General features: G+C 64.9%; 14 protein-coding genes. 7 read left to right on the top strand and 7 right to left on the bottom strand.

Features of this window, described 5'->3' with window-relative positions:
- Positions 1-42 precede the first annotated feature (42 nt).
- Entirely contained in the window at positions 43-1,767 is a 1,725-nt protein-coding gene (gene argS, locus BM244_RS13895; protein WP_093399481.1) for an arginine--tRNA ligase, read from the top strand.
- Positions 1,767-2,486, top strand: coding sequence for an SPOR domain-containing protein (locus BM244_RS13890; RefSeq protein ID WP_093399480.1), 720 nt, complete (start codon positions 1,767-1,769; stop codon positions 2,484-2,486). Before argS ends, BM244_RS13890 begins: the two co-directional genes overlap by 1 nt.
- An 847-nt stretch (positions 2,487-3,333) precedes the next feature.
- On the opposite strand, the gene BM244_RS13885 is transcribed toward BM244_RS13890, so the two are convergent.
- On the bottom strand, positions 3,334-3,603 hold the full coding sequence (locus BM244_RS13885) for a hypothetical protein (RefSeq protein ID WP_093399479.1): 270 nt from the start codon (positions 3,601-3,603) through the stop codon (positions 3,334-3,336).
- A gap of 67 nt (positions 3,604-3,670) precedes the next feature.
- Entirely contained in the window at positions 3,671-5,146 is a 1,476-nt protein-coding gene (gene glpD / locus BM244_RS13880; protein WP_217649124.1) for a glycerol-3-phosphate dehydrogenase, read from the bottom strand.
- Between the two features lie 52 nt (positions 5,147-5,198).
- On the opposite strand from glpD, the gene BM244_RS13875 reads away from it, so the two are divergent.
- From BM244_RS13875 to BM244_RS13865, 3 genes are all read left to right on the top strand, one after another.
- Positions 5,199-7,430: a ribonuclease R family protein gene (locus BM244_RS13875; protein ID WP_093399478.1), complete on the top strand. Its 2,232-nt coding sequence runs from the start codon at positions 5,199-5,201 to the stop codon at positions 7,428-7,430.
- A 104-nt stretch (positions 7,431-7,534) separates the two neighbouring features.
- Positions 7,535-7,777 carry a hypothetical protein gene (locus BM244_RS13870; RefSeq protein WP_139226939.1) on the top strand — a complete coding sequence of 81 codons (243 nt, stop codon included), beginning with the start codon at positions 7,535-7,537 and terminating at the stop codon, positions 7,775-7,777.
- Positions 7,778-7,808: 31 nt separating this feature from the next.
- Entirely contained in the window at positions 7,809-8,108 is a 300-nt protein-coding gene (locus BM244_RS13865; protein ID WP_093399476.1) for a hypothetical protein, read from the top strand.
- On the opposite strand, the gene BM244_RS13860 is transcribed toward BM244_RS13865, so the two are convergent.
- Positions 8,109-9,266, bottom strand: a complete 1,158-nt coding sequence (locus tag BM244_RS13860; protein WP_093399592.1) for a saccharopine dehydrogenase family protein — start codon at positions 9,264-9,266, stop codon at positions 8,109-8,111.
- Between the two features lie 108 nt (positions 9,267-9,374).
- On the opposite strand from BM244_RS13860, the gene BM244_RS13855 reads away from it, so the two are divergent.
- On the top strand, positions 9,375-9,713 hold the full coding sequence (locus BM244_RS13855; protein WP_093399475.1) for a TfoX/Sxy family protein: 339 nt from the start codon (positions 9,375-9,377) through the stop codon (positions 9,711-9,713).
- Here BM244_RS13855 and BM244_RS13850 read toward each other — a convergent pair.
- The gene (locus BM244_RS13850; protein ID WP_093399474.1) at positions 9,710-11,485 is read right to left on the bottom strand and encodes an ABC transporter transmembrane domain-containing protein; all 1,776 of its coding nucleotides are present in this window, start codon (positions 11,483-11,485) and stop codon (positions 9,710-9,712) included. The two genes, BM244_RS13855 and BM244_RS13850, sit on opposite strands and share 4 nt — an antisense overlap.
- 162 nt (positions 11,486-11,647) lie before the next feature.
- Between BM244_RS13850 and BM244_RS13845 the strand changes: the two genes are divergently transcribed.
- A complete protein-coding gene (locus BM244_RS13845) occupies positions 11,648-12,880 on the top strand; it encodes a polyhydroxyalkanoate depolymerase (RefSeq protein WP_093399591.1) in 1,233 nt (410 codons plus the stop codon).
- Between the two features lie 36 nt (positions 12,881-12,916).
- Here the strand turns inward: BM244_RS13845 and BM244_RS13840 are convergent, their stop codons facing one another.
- The 3 genes from BM244_RS13840 to BM244_RS13830 all read right to left on the bottom strand — a co-directional run bounded on the left by BM244_RS13840 (position 12,917) and on the right by BM244_RS13830 (position 15,486).
- Positions 12,917-13,399, bottom strand: coding sequence for a pyridoxamine 5'-phosphate oxidase family protein (locus BM244_RS13840; protein WP_056052905.1), 483 nt, complete (start codon positions 13,397-13,399; stop codon positions 12,917-12,919).
- A 400-nt stretch (positions 13,400-13,799) separates the two neighbouring features.
- Positions 13,800-14,978 (bottom strand): acetyl-CoA C-acyltransferase, encoded by a 1,179-nt coding sequence (locus BM244_RS13835; RefSeq protein WP_093399473.1) that lies wholly within the window; start codon positions 14,976-14,978, stop codon positions 13,800-13,802.
- A 49-nt stretch (positions 14,979-15,027) separates the two neighbouring features.
- Positions 15,028-15,486, bottom strand: coding sequence for a MaoC family dehydratase (locus tag BM244_RS13830; RefSeq protein WP_093399590.1), 459 nt, complete (start codon positions 15,484-15,486; stop codon positions 15,028-15,030).
- Positions 15,487-15,562: the final 76 nt, after the last annotated feature.

Here is a 15,562-nt window from a genome sequence, read left to right as displayed (position 1 = left end):
GATGGTCTAGAGCGCGCGTTTCCTTGACGTACCGGGACTGCCATGACGCTCTACACCCGTTTCGCCGCGCATATCGATGCGGCGCTCGACACGCTGACCGCGGCGGGGATGCTGCCGGCCGGTCTCGATCGCAAGAACGTCACGGTCGAGCCGCCGCGCGACACCAGCCACGGCGATCTCGCGACCAACGCCGCGATGGTGCTCGCCAAGCCCGCCAAGACCAATCCGCGCGTCCTCGCCGATGCGCTGGTCGCCGAACTGTCGAAGCTCGAGGACGTCGCCTCGGCGAGCGTAGCGGGTCCCGGCTTCATCAACATGAAGCTGACCGATGACGCTTGGCGCGCCGAACTGGCCGCGATTCCGGAGGCTGGCGCTGATTACGGCCGGTCGAAGCAGGGCGACGGGATTACGGTCAACATCGAGTATGTGTCGGCCAACCCAACCGGCCCGATGCACATGGGCCATTGCCGCGGTGCAGTCGTCGGCGATGCGCTTGCCAGCCTGCTCGAGTTCGCCGGACACAAGGTGATCCGCGAATATTACGTCAACGATGCCGGCGGCCAGGTCGACGTGCTCGCGCGCTCGGTCCACCTCCGCTACCGCGAGGCGCTTGGCGAGACCGTCGAGATCCCCGAGGGCCTGTATCCCGGCGACTATCTCGTTCCCGTCGGCCAGTCGCTCGCTAGGGAGTTCGGCGACCGCTATGTCGGCGCGCCTGAGAGCGAATGGCTGGTCATCTTCCGCACGCAGGCGGTCGCGGCGATGATGGTGATGATCCGTGCCGATCTGGCCTTGCTCGGGATCGAGCACGAGGTGTTCGCGTCCGAGGCGGAACTTCAGGCTGCGAAGAAGCCTGAAGCGGCCGAGGCGGAGCTGCGGTCGCGCGATCTCGTCTACGACGGCGTGCTCGAAGCGCCAAAGGGCGAGACGCCGGACGATTGGGAGCCGGTCGAGTTGCCGCTGTTCCGCTCGTCGCAGTTCGGCGACGATCAGGATCGTCCGATCAAGAAGTCGAACGGGTCCTGGACCTATTTCGGCGCCGATCTGGCCTATCATTTCCAGAAGAGCCAGAACGCCGATCAGCTGATCGATATCTGGGGCGCGGATCATGGCGGTACGGTCAAGCGGATCGTCGCAGGCGTAGCGGCGCTGACCGGCGGCAAGACGCGGTTCGACGTGAAGCTGGTCCAGATGGTCCGGCTGTTGCGCAACGGCGAGCCGGTCAAGATGTCGAAGCGCTCGGGCAATTTCGTCACGCTGGCGGACGTCGTCCGCGAGGTCGGCAAGGATGTCGTCCGCTTCACGATGCTGACGCGGCGCTCCGATGCGCAGATGGATTTCGACTTTGCCAAGGTGGTCGAGGCATCGAAGGACAATCCGGTGTTCTACGTCCAATACGCGCATGCGCGTATCGCCTCGCTGCATCGGCGTGCGGAAGAGGCGGGAATTACGCCGATGTCTGCCGATTTGTCCCGGCTTGATACGGACGAACTGGCACTCGTGCAGCTCGCGGCGCAGTTTCCGCGGCTTGTCGAGATCGCCTCGACGGCGCGCGAACCGCACAGAATCGCGTTTTATCTCTATGACTTGGCTGCTGCGTTCCATGCGCTATGGAACGTTGGCAACGACCGGCCTGATCGCCGCTTCCTGGTGATCGAGGATCCGCAGGCGACCGCGGCGCGGCTTTTCTTGGCGTCCGCTATAGGGCAGATTATTCATAACGGCCTCGCCATCATGGGTGTCGAAGCGGTTTCGGAGATGAAGTGATGGCCGAAGACATGGATCTGCGCGAGGAAGACCGGCTTCCCTGGCTCGAAACCGTCGAGCCGGACGAGCAGGATACGGTCGGCATCGGCCGCGTCATCGCGCTGGTCGTGCTCGGCCTGGCGGTGCTCGCTGCGATCATCTTTGGCATCTACAAGCTGCAACAGCGCGCGCCGACCGACGATGGTCAGCTGATCGCCGCGCAGGAAGGCGACTACAAGGTCAAGCCCGACGACGCCGGCGGCCTCAAGGTCAAGGGTGAGGGCGACTCGGCGATCGCAACCAGCGCGGGCAAGTCGGGCAACGGCGCGATCGATCTGCGCGGCGTGCCCGAGGCGCCGGTTGCGGGTAAGCGCGCGGTTGCAGCCAAGGCGGATGATGCGGTCGGTCGTAACGCGGTCGCGCAGGTGCCGGCATCGGGTGGGCGATTGGTCGCCGCGGCGCCTCTGGCACCGTCGAAGCCTAGCGGCGCTGGAACAGCCACCGGGGGTTCGCTGGTCCAGCTGGGCGCGTATCCCAGCGAAGCGGTCGCCAACGCGGCCTGGACGAACTTCTCGAAGCGGTTCGGATATGTCGGCGCGCTCGGCAAGTCGGTCCAGCCGGTCGCGACGGGTGGTCGGACACTGTATCGGCTGCGCGTGAATGCGGGCAGCGCGAACCAGGCGGCCGATATCTGTGGCCGGCTGCGGGTCGCTGGCGAGACGTGCTTCGTCGCGAGCTGATTGCGGGTTGGGAAAAGCTCGGAGTCGAAGCTCGGAACACAACGTTCACGATTGTTCGCGCATTTTGATTGCGGCTGAAACGTCTCACGCGACCGTTCCGGTTTGCTGCCCATGCCATCTCGTAATACCCGGGCTAGCTTGAGGTATTGCAAACGTATCGATTAGTGCTCTCGATAGAAGGGCGGTTACCGAGAGAAGCCCACCATTCCGCATACGCCGGGCCTAGTTGTGCCGCCGTCGCGGACGGTGCGGCGGACTACTGCTTGCTTCTGGCAGGCACTGCATCTGGGAGGTCGCGATGGTCGCGGCTGTATCGGTCGACCTTCTAGAAGGTCCTGCTGATCGCAGTAATGGGGACAGCGAGCGGGCTCTGTTCCAAGCCCCATAGCGCCTAGCATGGAGCGGAGCAGTTCCAGGAAGTCGACTTTGCTATCCCTCCACGACCACGATGTCTGGAGCGCTATGCGGGCCACCGATCATTATCGGACGCAAGCATCTTACCGGGCCGCAAATACGCGGATCGAACGGGTGAACCATCCTCGCTGACTACCGCATCCATGACGCTTGGAATGTATCTCAGCAGAAAAGGCCGAAGATTGCGGAGTTGAGTAACCCAGGATGTGCTCCGGATAATCGCTACGTCCGTTTACCAAACCGCGTCAGCACCCCAGCGCGGCTCTAGCACGGCTCCAGCGCGACTAAGGCCTTCAGCCGTACTCAGTTCAAATTGGTCGCGTGACCAGGGTCACCGGGCGGTCTAATTACCCCGCGTGCCCGCGGCGTATTCACACCCCAGCCCATGCGAACCGTATAACACAACCGCCTCAGGCGCGCGCAACGCAAGGGCTCAGATCGTGCGGCGGTGCTTTCCGCCATATTTGCGGCCGATATAATCGCCGATCTGCGCCACTTCGGTGGCCGCGGCACGCGCGCCGTCCATCTGGCAGGGAAGGGGGTCGCTGGCATGGTCGCTGGCACGACGCTTCACCGTGTCGCAAAGTTCTTCGATATCCGCGCGCGACAGGATGTTCTTTTCGCGCAACAGGCAGATCAGGCTTTGCAGGATCACGAGATTCTTGTCTTCGGGATCGGTTTGGAGGTCCGGGTATGTCGCCATTGGAGATCTCCTCGTAAAGATATTAGCCGAGGATATGCCTAATCGATAAACATGCAAGCCCTAAGGTTCACGAGGGAAAATTCGTGTTCCACCAGGTTTCGAACGCCGCGGTTTGTTCGCCTGTCAGACACAATCCGACTTTGCTACGGCGCATCAATGCATCTTCGGGTATCCTTGCCCATTCCCGATGGTACATCCAGCGCGCCTCGATTTCGGTCAGTCCATCGCCAAGATCGACGCCAAGTCCGTGGATATCCGTGACCTTTGCCAGCATATCTTGGAGCAGCGCGCCATAAGCGTGCGCCATCCGTTCGCTGCGTGCGGCGCCGAGATAGGGCCAGCGTTCACGGACCTGCGATAGATACGTCGCGAACTCGGGAATCACACCGCCCGGAAAGACGCGATCTCTGGTAGCTGGACGGGCGCGCGCACCTGTCGTCAGCGCGATCTTCGCGATCGCTTCCTCCGCGAGGTGACGCGCGGTCGTGATCTTGCCGCCGAACACAGACAGTAAAGGTGCTTCGCCGGCATCCCCAAGCGTGTCGAGTTCGAGGACATAGTCGCGCGTGACCGCCTTCGCGTCGCTGGCGCCGTCGTCGTAGAGCGGGCGCACGCCGGACCAGGTCGAGGTGACGTCGGCGGGCGTGATCTGGCGCGTGAAATGCTGGTTCGCGGCGTCGCAGAGATACGCGATCTCGCCCGCGTCGATCACCGCGTCTTCGGGCCGGTCGACGGGAATGTCGGTCGTGCCTATCTCGGTCTGGCCCTGATACGGGATCGCGAAGACGATCCGGCGGTCGGCAAGCTGCAGGATATAGGCGTGGTCGCCCTCGTACAGTCGGGGCACGACGATGTGGCTGCCCTTGACCAGCCGGACGCCGGCGCTGGCATTGATGCCGAGCCGTCCCAGCAACTCGGCGACCCAGGGGCCGGCAGCGTTGACGAGTGCGCGCGCGGTGACGTCGCGACCGTCCGACAACGTTGCGCGCCATACGGCGCCGTCCCGCCGCGCGGTAACGAGTTCGGTGCGGACTGCGATCTCTGCGCCGTTGTCGTGCGCGTCCATCGCATTCAGCACGGTAAGCCGGGAATCGTCCACGAACGCGTCGGAATAGACGAAGCCGCGCGCGCCGTTCTTGAGCGGCGCGGTGTAGGCGACGTCGCTCTTGCGCAGGCCGCGCGATCGTTTCAGCGTCATGCGGCCGCCAAGCCAGTCGTACAGGTACAACCCAAGCCGGACCATCCACCACGGGCGTACCGCATTCTCGTGCGGCAGGACGAAGCGCATCGGGCGGATGATGTGCGGCGCGGCCTTCACGAGGCGTTCGCGTTCGCGCAGCGCTTCGGCGACGAGCTTGAAGTCGTAATATTCGAGATAGCGTAAGCCGCCGTGGATCAGCTTGGTCGAGGCGGACGAGGTCGCGCCGGCGAGGTCGCCCTTCTCGACGAGCAGGACCGACAGGCCGTTCAGTGCCGCCTCGCGGGCGATCGCGGCGCCGTTGATGCCGCCGCCGACGATGAGGATGTCGTAACTTTGCATCATGCCCGTAGCTTAGCCGTTTGGTAATGGCGGGCCTACCGACTATCTCTGTACGATGTACAAACCAAAAGCCGGTCTTCCGACGCGCGAGCAGATCCTCGACTTCATCGCCACTTCCGACGTGCCTGCGGGCAAACGCGAGATCGCCAAGGGCTTCGGGCTCAGCGCGCAGGACAAGATCGGGCTGAAAGCGCTGCTGAAGGACATGGCCGACGAGGGGCTGATCGACAGCGCCCCGGGGCGCGCGTTCCACAAGATGGGTGGCATCCCCAAGGTAACGGTGCTGCGGATCGCGGACGTGGACGACGGCGGCAACGTCTGGGCCGTGCCCGAGCGCTGGGAAGCGGAGGGCGTGCCACCACCGCGTCTTCGCGTGCGCGAGCGGAAGCGCGGTGCGCTGGGTGTAGGTGAGCGGATCTTGGCGCGCACCGAGGAGGCCGGGAACGGCTGGATCGCGCATCCGATGAAGGTGCTCGCACTGGCCTCCGAACAGGTACTCGGCGTATTGCGTGAAGAGTCGGGGCGGCTCTGGTTGACGGGTGTCGACAAGCGCGAGCGGCGCGAGTTCGCCGTGGCGGATGCCGGCGGCGCCGCGCCGGGCGATCTGGTGCTGGCAGAACTGGCGGGGAAGCCACCGAAGATCGCCGCCCGTGTCGTGCAAAAGCTGGGTGATCCGTTCGCCGCTCGCAGCTTCTCGCTGATCGCGATCCACAAGCTCGGTATCCCGGACGTCTTCTCGCAGGAGGCACTCGACGAAGCCGAGCGGGTCTCGAAGCTGCCGCTGGGGGAGGGGCGGGAAGACCTGCGTGAACTGCCGATCGTTGCCATCGATCCCGAGGATGCACGCGATCACGACGATGCGGTCTGGGCCGAGGCGGACGACGATCCCTCGAATGTCGGCGGGTGGAAGGCGATCGTCGCGATCGCCGACGTCAGTTTCTACGTGCGGCCGAAGTCCGAGGTCGACCGCGAGGCCCGGCGGCGCGGGAACTCGGTGTATTTCCCCGACCGCGTGGTGCCGATGCTGCCCGAAATTCTCTCGGCAGAGGTGTGCTCGCTGAAGGAAGGCGCGGACCGTGCAGCGCTCGCGTGCCATCTGCGGATCGGCAAGGATGGCTCGCTCAAGTCGTGGCGCTTTACGCGCGCGGTGGTGCGGATCGCGGCGAACCTGTCTTATGAGGAGGCGCAGGCGATCATCGATACCTCCTCCTCTCCCGTAGACGGGAGGGGAGATATGTTGAGCGTGCTACAGCCGCTTTGGGCCTGTTGGCATGCGCTGGCCAAGGCGCGCGACGCACGCGCGCCGCTTGATCTCGATCTTCCCGAACGCCGCGTGGTGCTCGATGAGCAGGGGCGGATCATGTCCGTTTCCCCGCGCGAACGCCTCGACGCGCACCGGCTGATCGAGGATTACATGATCGCCGCCAACGTCGCCGCCGCCAAGGCGCTGGAGGCGAAAAAGGCGCCGGTGATGTACCGTATTCATGAGCCGCCGAGCCGCGAGAAGCTCGCCGCACTGAAGGAATATCTCGAGACGTTCGACGTCCCGTTCGCGCTCGGGCAGGTCGTCCGCCCGGCGACCTTCAATCATATCATCGAACGGATCGGCGACGCGGATTTCCGTCCTCAGGTGATGGAGCAGATCCTTCGAACGCAGACCCAGGCCTATTACGCGCCCGGCAATCACGGGCATTTCGGCCTCAGTCTCGGCAGCTACGCGCATTTCACCTCGCCGATCCGGCGTTATGCCGATCTGCTCGTCCACCGTTCGCTGGTCTCGGCGTACGGCCTTGGCGAGGGCGGGCTGCCGGCGGACGATGCGGCCAACATGGAGTCGGTCGGCGAGATCATCAGCCGGCTCGAACGCCGCGCGATGGAGGCCGAGCGCGATACCACCGATCGCTATGTCGCGGCGTTCCTGTCGGAGCGCGTCGGCCAGGTGATGGACGTACGGATCACCGGCGTGACGAACTTCGGCTTCTTCGCGACGGTCGAGGGGATCGGTGGCGACGGCCTGATGCCGGTGCGCGATCTGGGTGGCGAGTATTTCCGGTTCGACGAAGGCGCCCGTACGCTGACCGGCGAGCATAGCGGCGACGTCTTCGCACAAGGCCAGACCTTGGAACTGCGACTGGCTGAGGCAAACCCGGTATCGGGCGCGCTGCGCTTCGAGATGCCCGAGGGGAAGGGCGCGGCCCAGCCTCCGCGTGGCGGCCGCAAGCCGGTGCGCGAGATCAAGCGGCGTGGTCGCCCGGCGAACATCCGCCACCAGGGCAAGCGACGTTAGGATTTGCGCAAACCCCCCGCGCTATGCGAGATCGGCGTGGGGGGAAGAGTATGCGGGGACTTATTCTAGGCCGATCGCGGCGACGGATCATCAAGGATTTCGTCGTGGCACGGGCCACGTCGGCTGATCGTGCGATCGCCTATGCAGCGAAGGACGCACGGATATTTCGGCAACTCCGCGTCTATGGCGCGATCGTCGACGACGGGGCGGGGCGGTATCATCTCGATGCGCGGAAGCTCGGTGCATTTCGCGCTTCGGTGCGACTACGAGCCGCAGCGATCGTCGGAGTATCGGGCGTAGCTGCAAGCGTTGCGGCGGCGGCGACGGTCTTCGCGCTTGCCGAATAAGCTCTCGCCGGTAATTCCGAGCCCCTCCGGCATGCCGATGGCGCTGCGACCGCACCGGATCCGCGGAGTCATCCCGGCGCTGTTCCTGGCGCGACACGCGATCGCACCCGATGATGCGATCGCCTTCCTACCTCGTGACCCCAGGGAGCAGGGGGCGCTCGATCGGCTGCGTGCCAACGGCATCGTCCGCGAAACCGCGCAAGGCCGCTTCTATTTCGATCTCGACGCGCATTATGCTGCGATCGAGCGACGCCGACGTCTCGCCGTGCCGATCGCGATTATCGCGTCGGTGCTGATCTCCTGGATCGCGACGTGGTTCTTTCGCGGCTGATCAGCCGGTTGTGAAGGTGAGCCCCGCCTTCGCCACCAGACGATCACGCAGTTTCGTCCCCATCAGAGCGCCGGGCGTCCAGATCCCGCCATCGGCTTCGATATCCTGAACCAGGCATAACGCCGCCTCTGCGATCATCTTGCTGGTCGAGCCATAGCCGGGATCGCGATCGCCGGTGACGACCGTGTCGATGCGCTCGCCATCGGGCATGATACCCGCGAACAGCAGGTCGTAATGGCCGGCATCGCGCTCCTCTTTCGACGGGCCTTCGCCGGGTTTCGGCCCCTTGTCGCCCGAGAACGGATTGAACTTCGCGATCGCCTCGGCTGCAACCTTGCCGAGATCGCCCAGTCCCGCCACCATCATCTCGTCATAGACGAAGTCCGCGCCATAGGCCTCGCCGAGCAGGAAATTGGTGCGGTGGACATTCTTGGTGTTGATCGGCGCCATCACGAACGGCGCGACCCAGGCCGAGATGGTCGTGTCGTACTCGGGGATCATCCCGGTCGGCTGATGCGGTCCCTGGAAGCCGGGGGTCAGCGCGAACGGACTGGTCAGCAGCTTGACGATGCCGGGATCACGCGCGGCAGCAGCAAGCGTCGCCTTGAGGCTGGCCGCAGTGCCACCCGAGAACGTCCCCTGCATTTTCCGCACGCGGCCTTTCACTCGGGGAGCGGGGGCGCCGTATTTGGCCTTCGCCGCATCCTGCAATGTCAGCACGCCGAGATCGAATGGGATCGAGTCGAACCCGCAGGAGAACACGATGCGCGCACCGGTGCGCGTCGCTTCGCCTTCATGCGCGTCGATCATGTGGCGCATCCATGCGGGCTCGCCGCACAGATCGACATAACCGGTGCCGGTCGCGGCGCACGCGGCGACGAGGTTGGAGCCGTACAGCTGGTACGGTCCCACCGTCGAGATGACCACGGTGGCACGTTCGGCCATTGCGCGCAGGCTGGCGGGGTCGTCGGAGTCGGCAGCGATCAGCGCCCTCTCGGCAGGCGCGCCGATCAGGTCGCGGACCTCCTGCAGCTTCGACAGCGAGCGCCCCGCCATCGCCCACCGAACGCCGGTGGGATAGGTCTGGACGAGATACTCCGCCACGAGCCGCCCGGTGAACCCGGTCGCGCCGTAGATGACGATGTCGAAGTCGCGCATATCCATCTCCTGTTTTGCCGAGTTTGCGCGCGCGATTACGGCATCGCAAGCGAAACGCCGTCGTCGGCATGGCTCGCCAAGGCCACGCCGATCTGCGAGGATCACCCTATGGCATCCGATCGCAAGACCGTCGCGTTCATCGTCGACCAGCTCGCCGCGGCGGGGGAGGTCTCCGCAAAGCCGATGTTCGGCGAATACGGCGTCTATTGCGACGGCAGGATGGTCGCGCTGATCTGCGACGACCAGCTGTTCGTGAAGCCGACCCCGGGTGGCCGCGCGTTCGCTGGGGCGATCGACGAAGCGCCGCCTTATCCGGGCGCGAAACCGTGCCTGCTGGTCGACGCCGATCGCTGGGACGATTCCGATTGGCTGGCCGAACTCGTCCGTATCTCGACCGCGGAACTGCCGCTGCCGAAACCAAAGAAACCCAAGACCACGAAGGTCTAAGCGGCCTCGTTGAACTGCAGGCTCGCCAGCCGCGCGTAGAGCCCGCTGTTGGTCATCAACGATCCGTGCGAGCCTTCTTCGACGATCTGTCCATCGTTCATCACGATGATCCGCTCGGCCGCACGCACGGTGGCGAGGCGGTGCGCGATGACCAGCGTGGTGCGGTTCGCCATGAGCCGTTCGAGCGCTTCCTGCACGAGCCGCTCGCTCTCGGCGTCGAGTGCGCTGGTGGCCTCGTCGAGCAGCAGGATCGGCGCGTCGCGGAGGAGCGCACGCGCGATCGTCACGCGCTGGCGCTGGCCGCCCGACAGCCGCGCGCCGCCTTCGCCCAGGAACGTGTCGAGGCCTTCGGGGAGCTTGCGGAGGAACTCGGCGGCGTTGGCGGCTTCGGCGGCGGCCCAGAGCTGGTCGTCAGTTGCGGACCAGTCGCCGTAGCGCAGATTGTCGCGCGCCGACGCGCCGAAGATGATCGTCTCCTGCGGGACCATCGCGATGCGTGCGCGGACTTCGGCGGGATCGGCGTCGCGCAGGTCGATGCCGTCGAGCGTTACGCGCCCCGCGTCGGGATCGTAGAACCGCTGGACCAGCTGGAACAACGTCGTCTTGCCCGCACCCGAAGGCCCTACGACGGCGACCGTCTCGCCGGGCCGGACGTCAAGCGAGAAGCCGTTGAGGGCGGCGACGTCGCGCCGCGTCGGGTAGTGAAACTGCACGCCCTCGAACGCGAGCGCGCCGCGTGGCGGTTGGGGCAGGGCGACCGGGTTGGCGGGCGCGGCGATCTCGGGCTTTTCGCGGAGCAACTCGGACAGGCGTCCGGCCGCACCGGCGCCGCGCAACAGGTCGCCGTACACTTCGGTCAGCGCGCCGAACGCGCCGGCGACGATGCCGCCGGTCAGGACGAACGCGGCGATCGCGCCACCGCTGATGCGCCCGGCGGCGACGTCGATTGCGCCTTCCCACAGGACCAATGTGATCGACCCGAAGACGAGGCCGATGACGATCGCGGTCATCACCGCACGCAGCATGATCCGGGCACGAGCCGCCGCGAAGGTCGCGCTGACCGCGTCAGAGAAACGGATCGCCTCGCGGTCTTCCTGCCCGAACGCCTGCACGACCTTCATCGCGCCGAGCGTCTCGGTGGCGATCGAGCCGACATCGGCGACGCGGTCCTGCGACGTGCGCGAGTAGTTGCGCACGCGTTTGCCGAGCAGCGCGATCGGCAGGATGATCAGCGGGATGCCGATCATCAGCATGCCCGCGAGCTTCGGCGAGATCGCGAACAGGTAGATCAGCCCGCCGATGCCGGTGAAGGTGTTGCGCAGCGCGATCGACACCGTGCTGCCGACGACCTGCTCGATCAGCGCGGTGTCCGAGGTGAGGCGCGAGGCGATCTCGGACGGGCGGTTCTCCTCGAAGAAGCGCGGTGTCAGGCGGAGCAGGTGGCGCTGCACATTGGTGCGGATATCCGCGACGACGCGTTCGCCAAGCCACGAGACGTAATAGAAGCGCACCGCGGTCGCGAGTGCGAGCACGACGACGATCATTAGCAGATAGTGGAACGAGTTGGCGACCGACCCGCCCGCGCCGGGGCCAAAGCCGCGGTCGATAACGCGCTTGAACCCGTAAGGAATGCCGATCGTCGCGGCCGAGGTCATTATCAGCGCGAGCCCCGCGAACGCGATCTGGCGGGGGTATTGGGAGGCGTGACGCCACACCATCGCGAGATCGCCGATCCGGCGGGACGTCTTCTCTTCGGGTATCGGCTTGGCCATGCGCGGTGCCTAGCAGTGGCGGGGGTGGCGCTCAACGAGAACCGGGCGTCGCCGAGAGCAGTGATCCGGTCGCGCGGGACGGAGCGGCGGTCGATCGCGCGTTGCACTGCGGCAAAATTGCGTTACCACCGTGCAAAGCCCGATGAGGCGAGAGGATACCGCATGCTCTACGATGCCTATGAATTCCAGCGTTCGATGATGGCCGGCGCCAGCAAGATGGCGAGCTTCGGCGCGGATATGCTCAACAATCCGGCAAACCCGTTCGCCTATTTGGGCGGCGGCACGGTGGTCGCATCGGCGCTCGAAGTGTTCGCACACGCGAATGCAACGCGAGGGAAGCCTGCCTTCGGTCTCGACACGACGACGATCGACGGCCGCGAGGTCGCGGTGCGCGAGGAGATCGTGCTCCGGAAGGACTTCGGGCAGCTGAAGCGCTTCGTGCGCAAGGGCGTTGAGGGTGGTCCGAAGCTGCTGATCGTCGCGCCGATGTCCGGTCATTACGCGACGTTGCTGCGCGGCACCGTCGAGCGGATGCTGCCGTTCGCCGACGTCTACATCACCGATTGGCGCGACGCGCGCAGCGTGCCGCTGTCGGCAGGGCGGTTCGATCTCGACGACTACATCGATTATCTGATCGAATATCTGGAGACGATCGGTGCGAATGAGGGGCGGGGGGGCACGCACATGCTCGCCGTCTGCCAGCCCTCGGTGCCGTGTTACGCCGCCGTCGCTTTGATGAGTGCGGACAAGAACCCGTGCCGTCCGAAGACGCTGACGATGATGGGTGGTCCCGTCGACACGCGCGAGGCGCCGACTGCGGTAAATACGCTGGCGACCGAGCGGCCGCATGCGTGGTTCGAGCAGAACGTCATCGCGACCGTCCCGGGCAATTATCCGGGTGCGGGTCGGAAGGTATATCCTGGCTTCCTGCAGCTTGCCGGGTTCATGTCGATGAATCTGGGCAACCATATGGTCTCGCATTGGGAGATGTATAAGCATCTCGTCCAAGGCGACGGCGAAAGCGCATCGCAGAGCCAGGATTTCTATGAGGAATACCGGTCGGTGTGCGACATGACTGCGGAATTCTATCTTCAGACGATCGACGTCGTGTTTCAGAACCATGCGCTGCCGCGTGGGATCATGACGCATCGTGGTCGGCTGGTAGATCCGGCGGCGATCACTGACATTGGCCTACTCGCGGTCGAGGGCGAGCGTGATGACATTTCGGGGTTGGGGCAGACCAAGGCGGCACTGACGCTGGCGACTGCGCTACCCGACGAGAAGAAGCGCTACCTCATCGCGGAAGGTGCTGGTCATTACGGCATCTTCAACGGCACGCGCTGGCGGGAGAAGATCGCGCCGGTGGTGGAGGAGTTCATCACCGCGAACGGGTGAGAGAAACGGGCAGCCCTCGCAGGCTGCCCGCAGTCGTTACGCGATCGAGTTTACCACTGCGTGGCTGCTCGACTCGTCCGAACGGATCGTGCCGCCGAACAGCATCTTGAGGCGGCCGCCGATCGAGATATCGGTTTCCCACAGCTCGGCGCTGTCGATGTCGAAGCGCAGCAGCGTCAGGTTGGGGTCTTCCTTGCCGCCCGGAAACCATGCCTCGACCTGGTTGTTCCAAAGCTTGTCGATCTGCGTGCGGTCGTTCGACGTCGAGACGTCGCCAGCCATGCACGCGAAGAAATCATGGCCCTTGCCGACGAACTGCGCCATCGCGGCGCCGCCCTTGGCGATACGGTTGTCGCGGCCGGCGAAGAAGAACAGCGTGTTGGGCTGATCGTCGTCGATCTGCGCGGTCATCGGCTCGGAATGCTGGCCGTCATGTAGGCCGATCATCACGAACGGGCTGGCCTTCAGCTTATCGATGAACTTCGCTGCGACTTCCTGCGGGGTATCCTTGTCGGCCATCGTCATTCTCCTATTGGCTTGGATTGCCACTGAGAACGGGCGGGGCGGAGGTTGGTTGCGCGGGGGCGGCCGATCGGCGCACGCGATGCCGCTTGGTGATTGCGCGTGCGACGCGTCATGGTGGCGGCGGCAGCAAGTCTGCTGTCGCACATGAAAGGATCGAGAATGTCTCTTGTCGATCTGTGTCTGATACTGGGCGTGCTCTTCGCCTTTGCGACCTTGGTCGTGAAGATCATCGAAGTGGCACGTCGAGGATAAGCACACGGGCGGGGTTCGAGCTGACACTCGGGCCCCAAACGCAGTTGAGCCCCGGCTGCTGACACAACCAGGGCTCGCACAGAAAGGCAAGAATGTCCTTTGCCGAAAGACTAAATATCGCTTCTCGACATATCTTGCAAGTTCACAGTACTTCGAACAACCCGGCTGCGCCCATGCCGCCGCCGACGCACATCGTGACCACTACATACTTGGCACCGCGACGCTTGCCCTCGATCAGCGCGTGGCCGGTCGCGCGGGCGCCGGTCATGCCGTAGGGGTGGCCGATCGAGATCGCGCCGCCGCTGACGTTGAGCAGCTCGTCGGGAATGCCGAGATGGTCGCGGCAATAGAGCACCTGCACCGCGAACGCCTCGTTCAGCTCCCACAGGCCGATATCGTCCATTTTCAAGCCGAAGCGCTTGAGCAGCTTGGGGATCGCCACGACCGGGCCGATGCCCATCTCGTCGGGCTCGGTGCCGCCGACCGCCATGCCGACATAGCGACCGAGCGGCTGGAGACCGCGCTGCGAGGCGATCTTCTCTTCCATCAGCACCGACGACGACGATCCGTCCGAGAGCTGCGAGGCGTTGCCAGCGGTGATCGTGAAGTCGGGGCCCATCACCGGCTTGAGCGATTGGAGGCCCTCCAGCGTGGTGTCGGCGCGGTTGCCCTCGTCCTTGGTGATCGTCACGTCCTTGTACGTGACCTCCTTCGTCTCCTTGTTGACGATGGCCATGTTGGCATCGACGGGCACGATCTCGGCATTGAAGTAGCCGGCGGCCTGCGCGGCGGCGGTGCGCTGCTGCGACTGGAGCGCGTAGGCGTCCATCGCGTCGCGACTGATGCCGTAGCGCTTGGCGACGACTTCGGCGGTTTGCAGCATCGGCATGTAGACGTCCTTGTGCATCGCGATCAGCTGGGGATCGGGGGCGACGCGCATCTGCGGGGTCTGGACGAGGCTGATGCTCTCGACACCGCCGCCGATCGTGATGTCCATGTTGTCGGTGATGATCTGCTTGGCGGCGGTGGCGATCGCCATCAGGCCCGACGCGCACTGGCGGTCGACCGACATGCCCGAGACGGTGACGGGCAACCCGGCGCGGAGCAGCGAGGTGCGGGCGATGTTGCCGGCCTGGTGGCCTTGCTGGAGGGCGCAGCCGAAGACTACATCGTCAACTTCGGCGCCGTCGATGCCGGCGCGCTCGACCGCGGCCTTGATCGAATGCGACGCCAAAGTCGGGGCGGGGGTGTTGTTGAAGCCGCCGCGATAGGCGCGGCCGATGGGGGTGCGGGCGGTGGAGACGATGACGGCTGAACGCATGGGTATATCCTTATCTGCTCCCTTCCCGCTTGCGGGAGGGGAATTAGTTTCAAACGAAAATCTGGCTGATCCATTCGGCGATCAGGGCGGGCTTTTCCTGGCCCTCGATCTCGACGGAAAACGCGTTGGTCTGCTGCCACTGGCCGGGACGCTTCTCGTCGAACGAGAGCAGCTTGAAGCGACCACGCACCTTCGAGCCCGAGCGGACTGGGGTGAGGAAGCGGACCGAATTGCCGCCGTAGTTCACGCCCATCTTCGCGCCCTCGATCGTCGGCGCGTCGGGCACCTTCGAGGACAGCAGCGGCATCAGCGACAACGTCAGGAAGCCGTGCGCAATCGTGCGGCCGAACGGGGTCTGCGCCGCGCGGACCGGATCGATGTGGATGAACTGGTGGTCGCCGGTCGCATCGGCGAACTTGTCGATCATGGCCTGCGTCACCTCGACCCAGTCGGAAACCGTCTCGGTGCCGATGCGCTGCTGCATCTGCGCGGTGGTGATCGTCGCCACGGCATTCCCCTCAAAGCTCATTTGGCGCTAAGCGCTGGAATGTCTCTAGGCGTACAGGCGAGCGGATCGCAAGCCT

Origin of the sequence: Sphingomonas sp. OK281 (assembly GCF_900115295.1) — a bacterium.
In the GTDB taxonomy this organism is placed as follows: Bacteria; Pseudomonadota; Alphaproteobacteria; order Sphingomonadales; family Sphingomonadaceae; genus Sphingomonas.
This window is presented reverse-complemented; position numbering and strand designations above follow the sequence as displayed.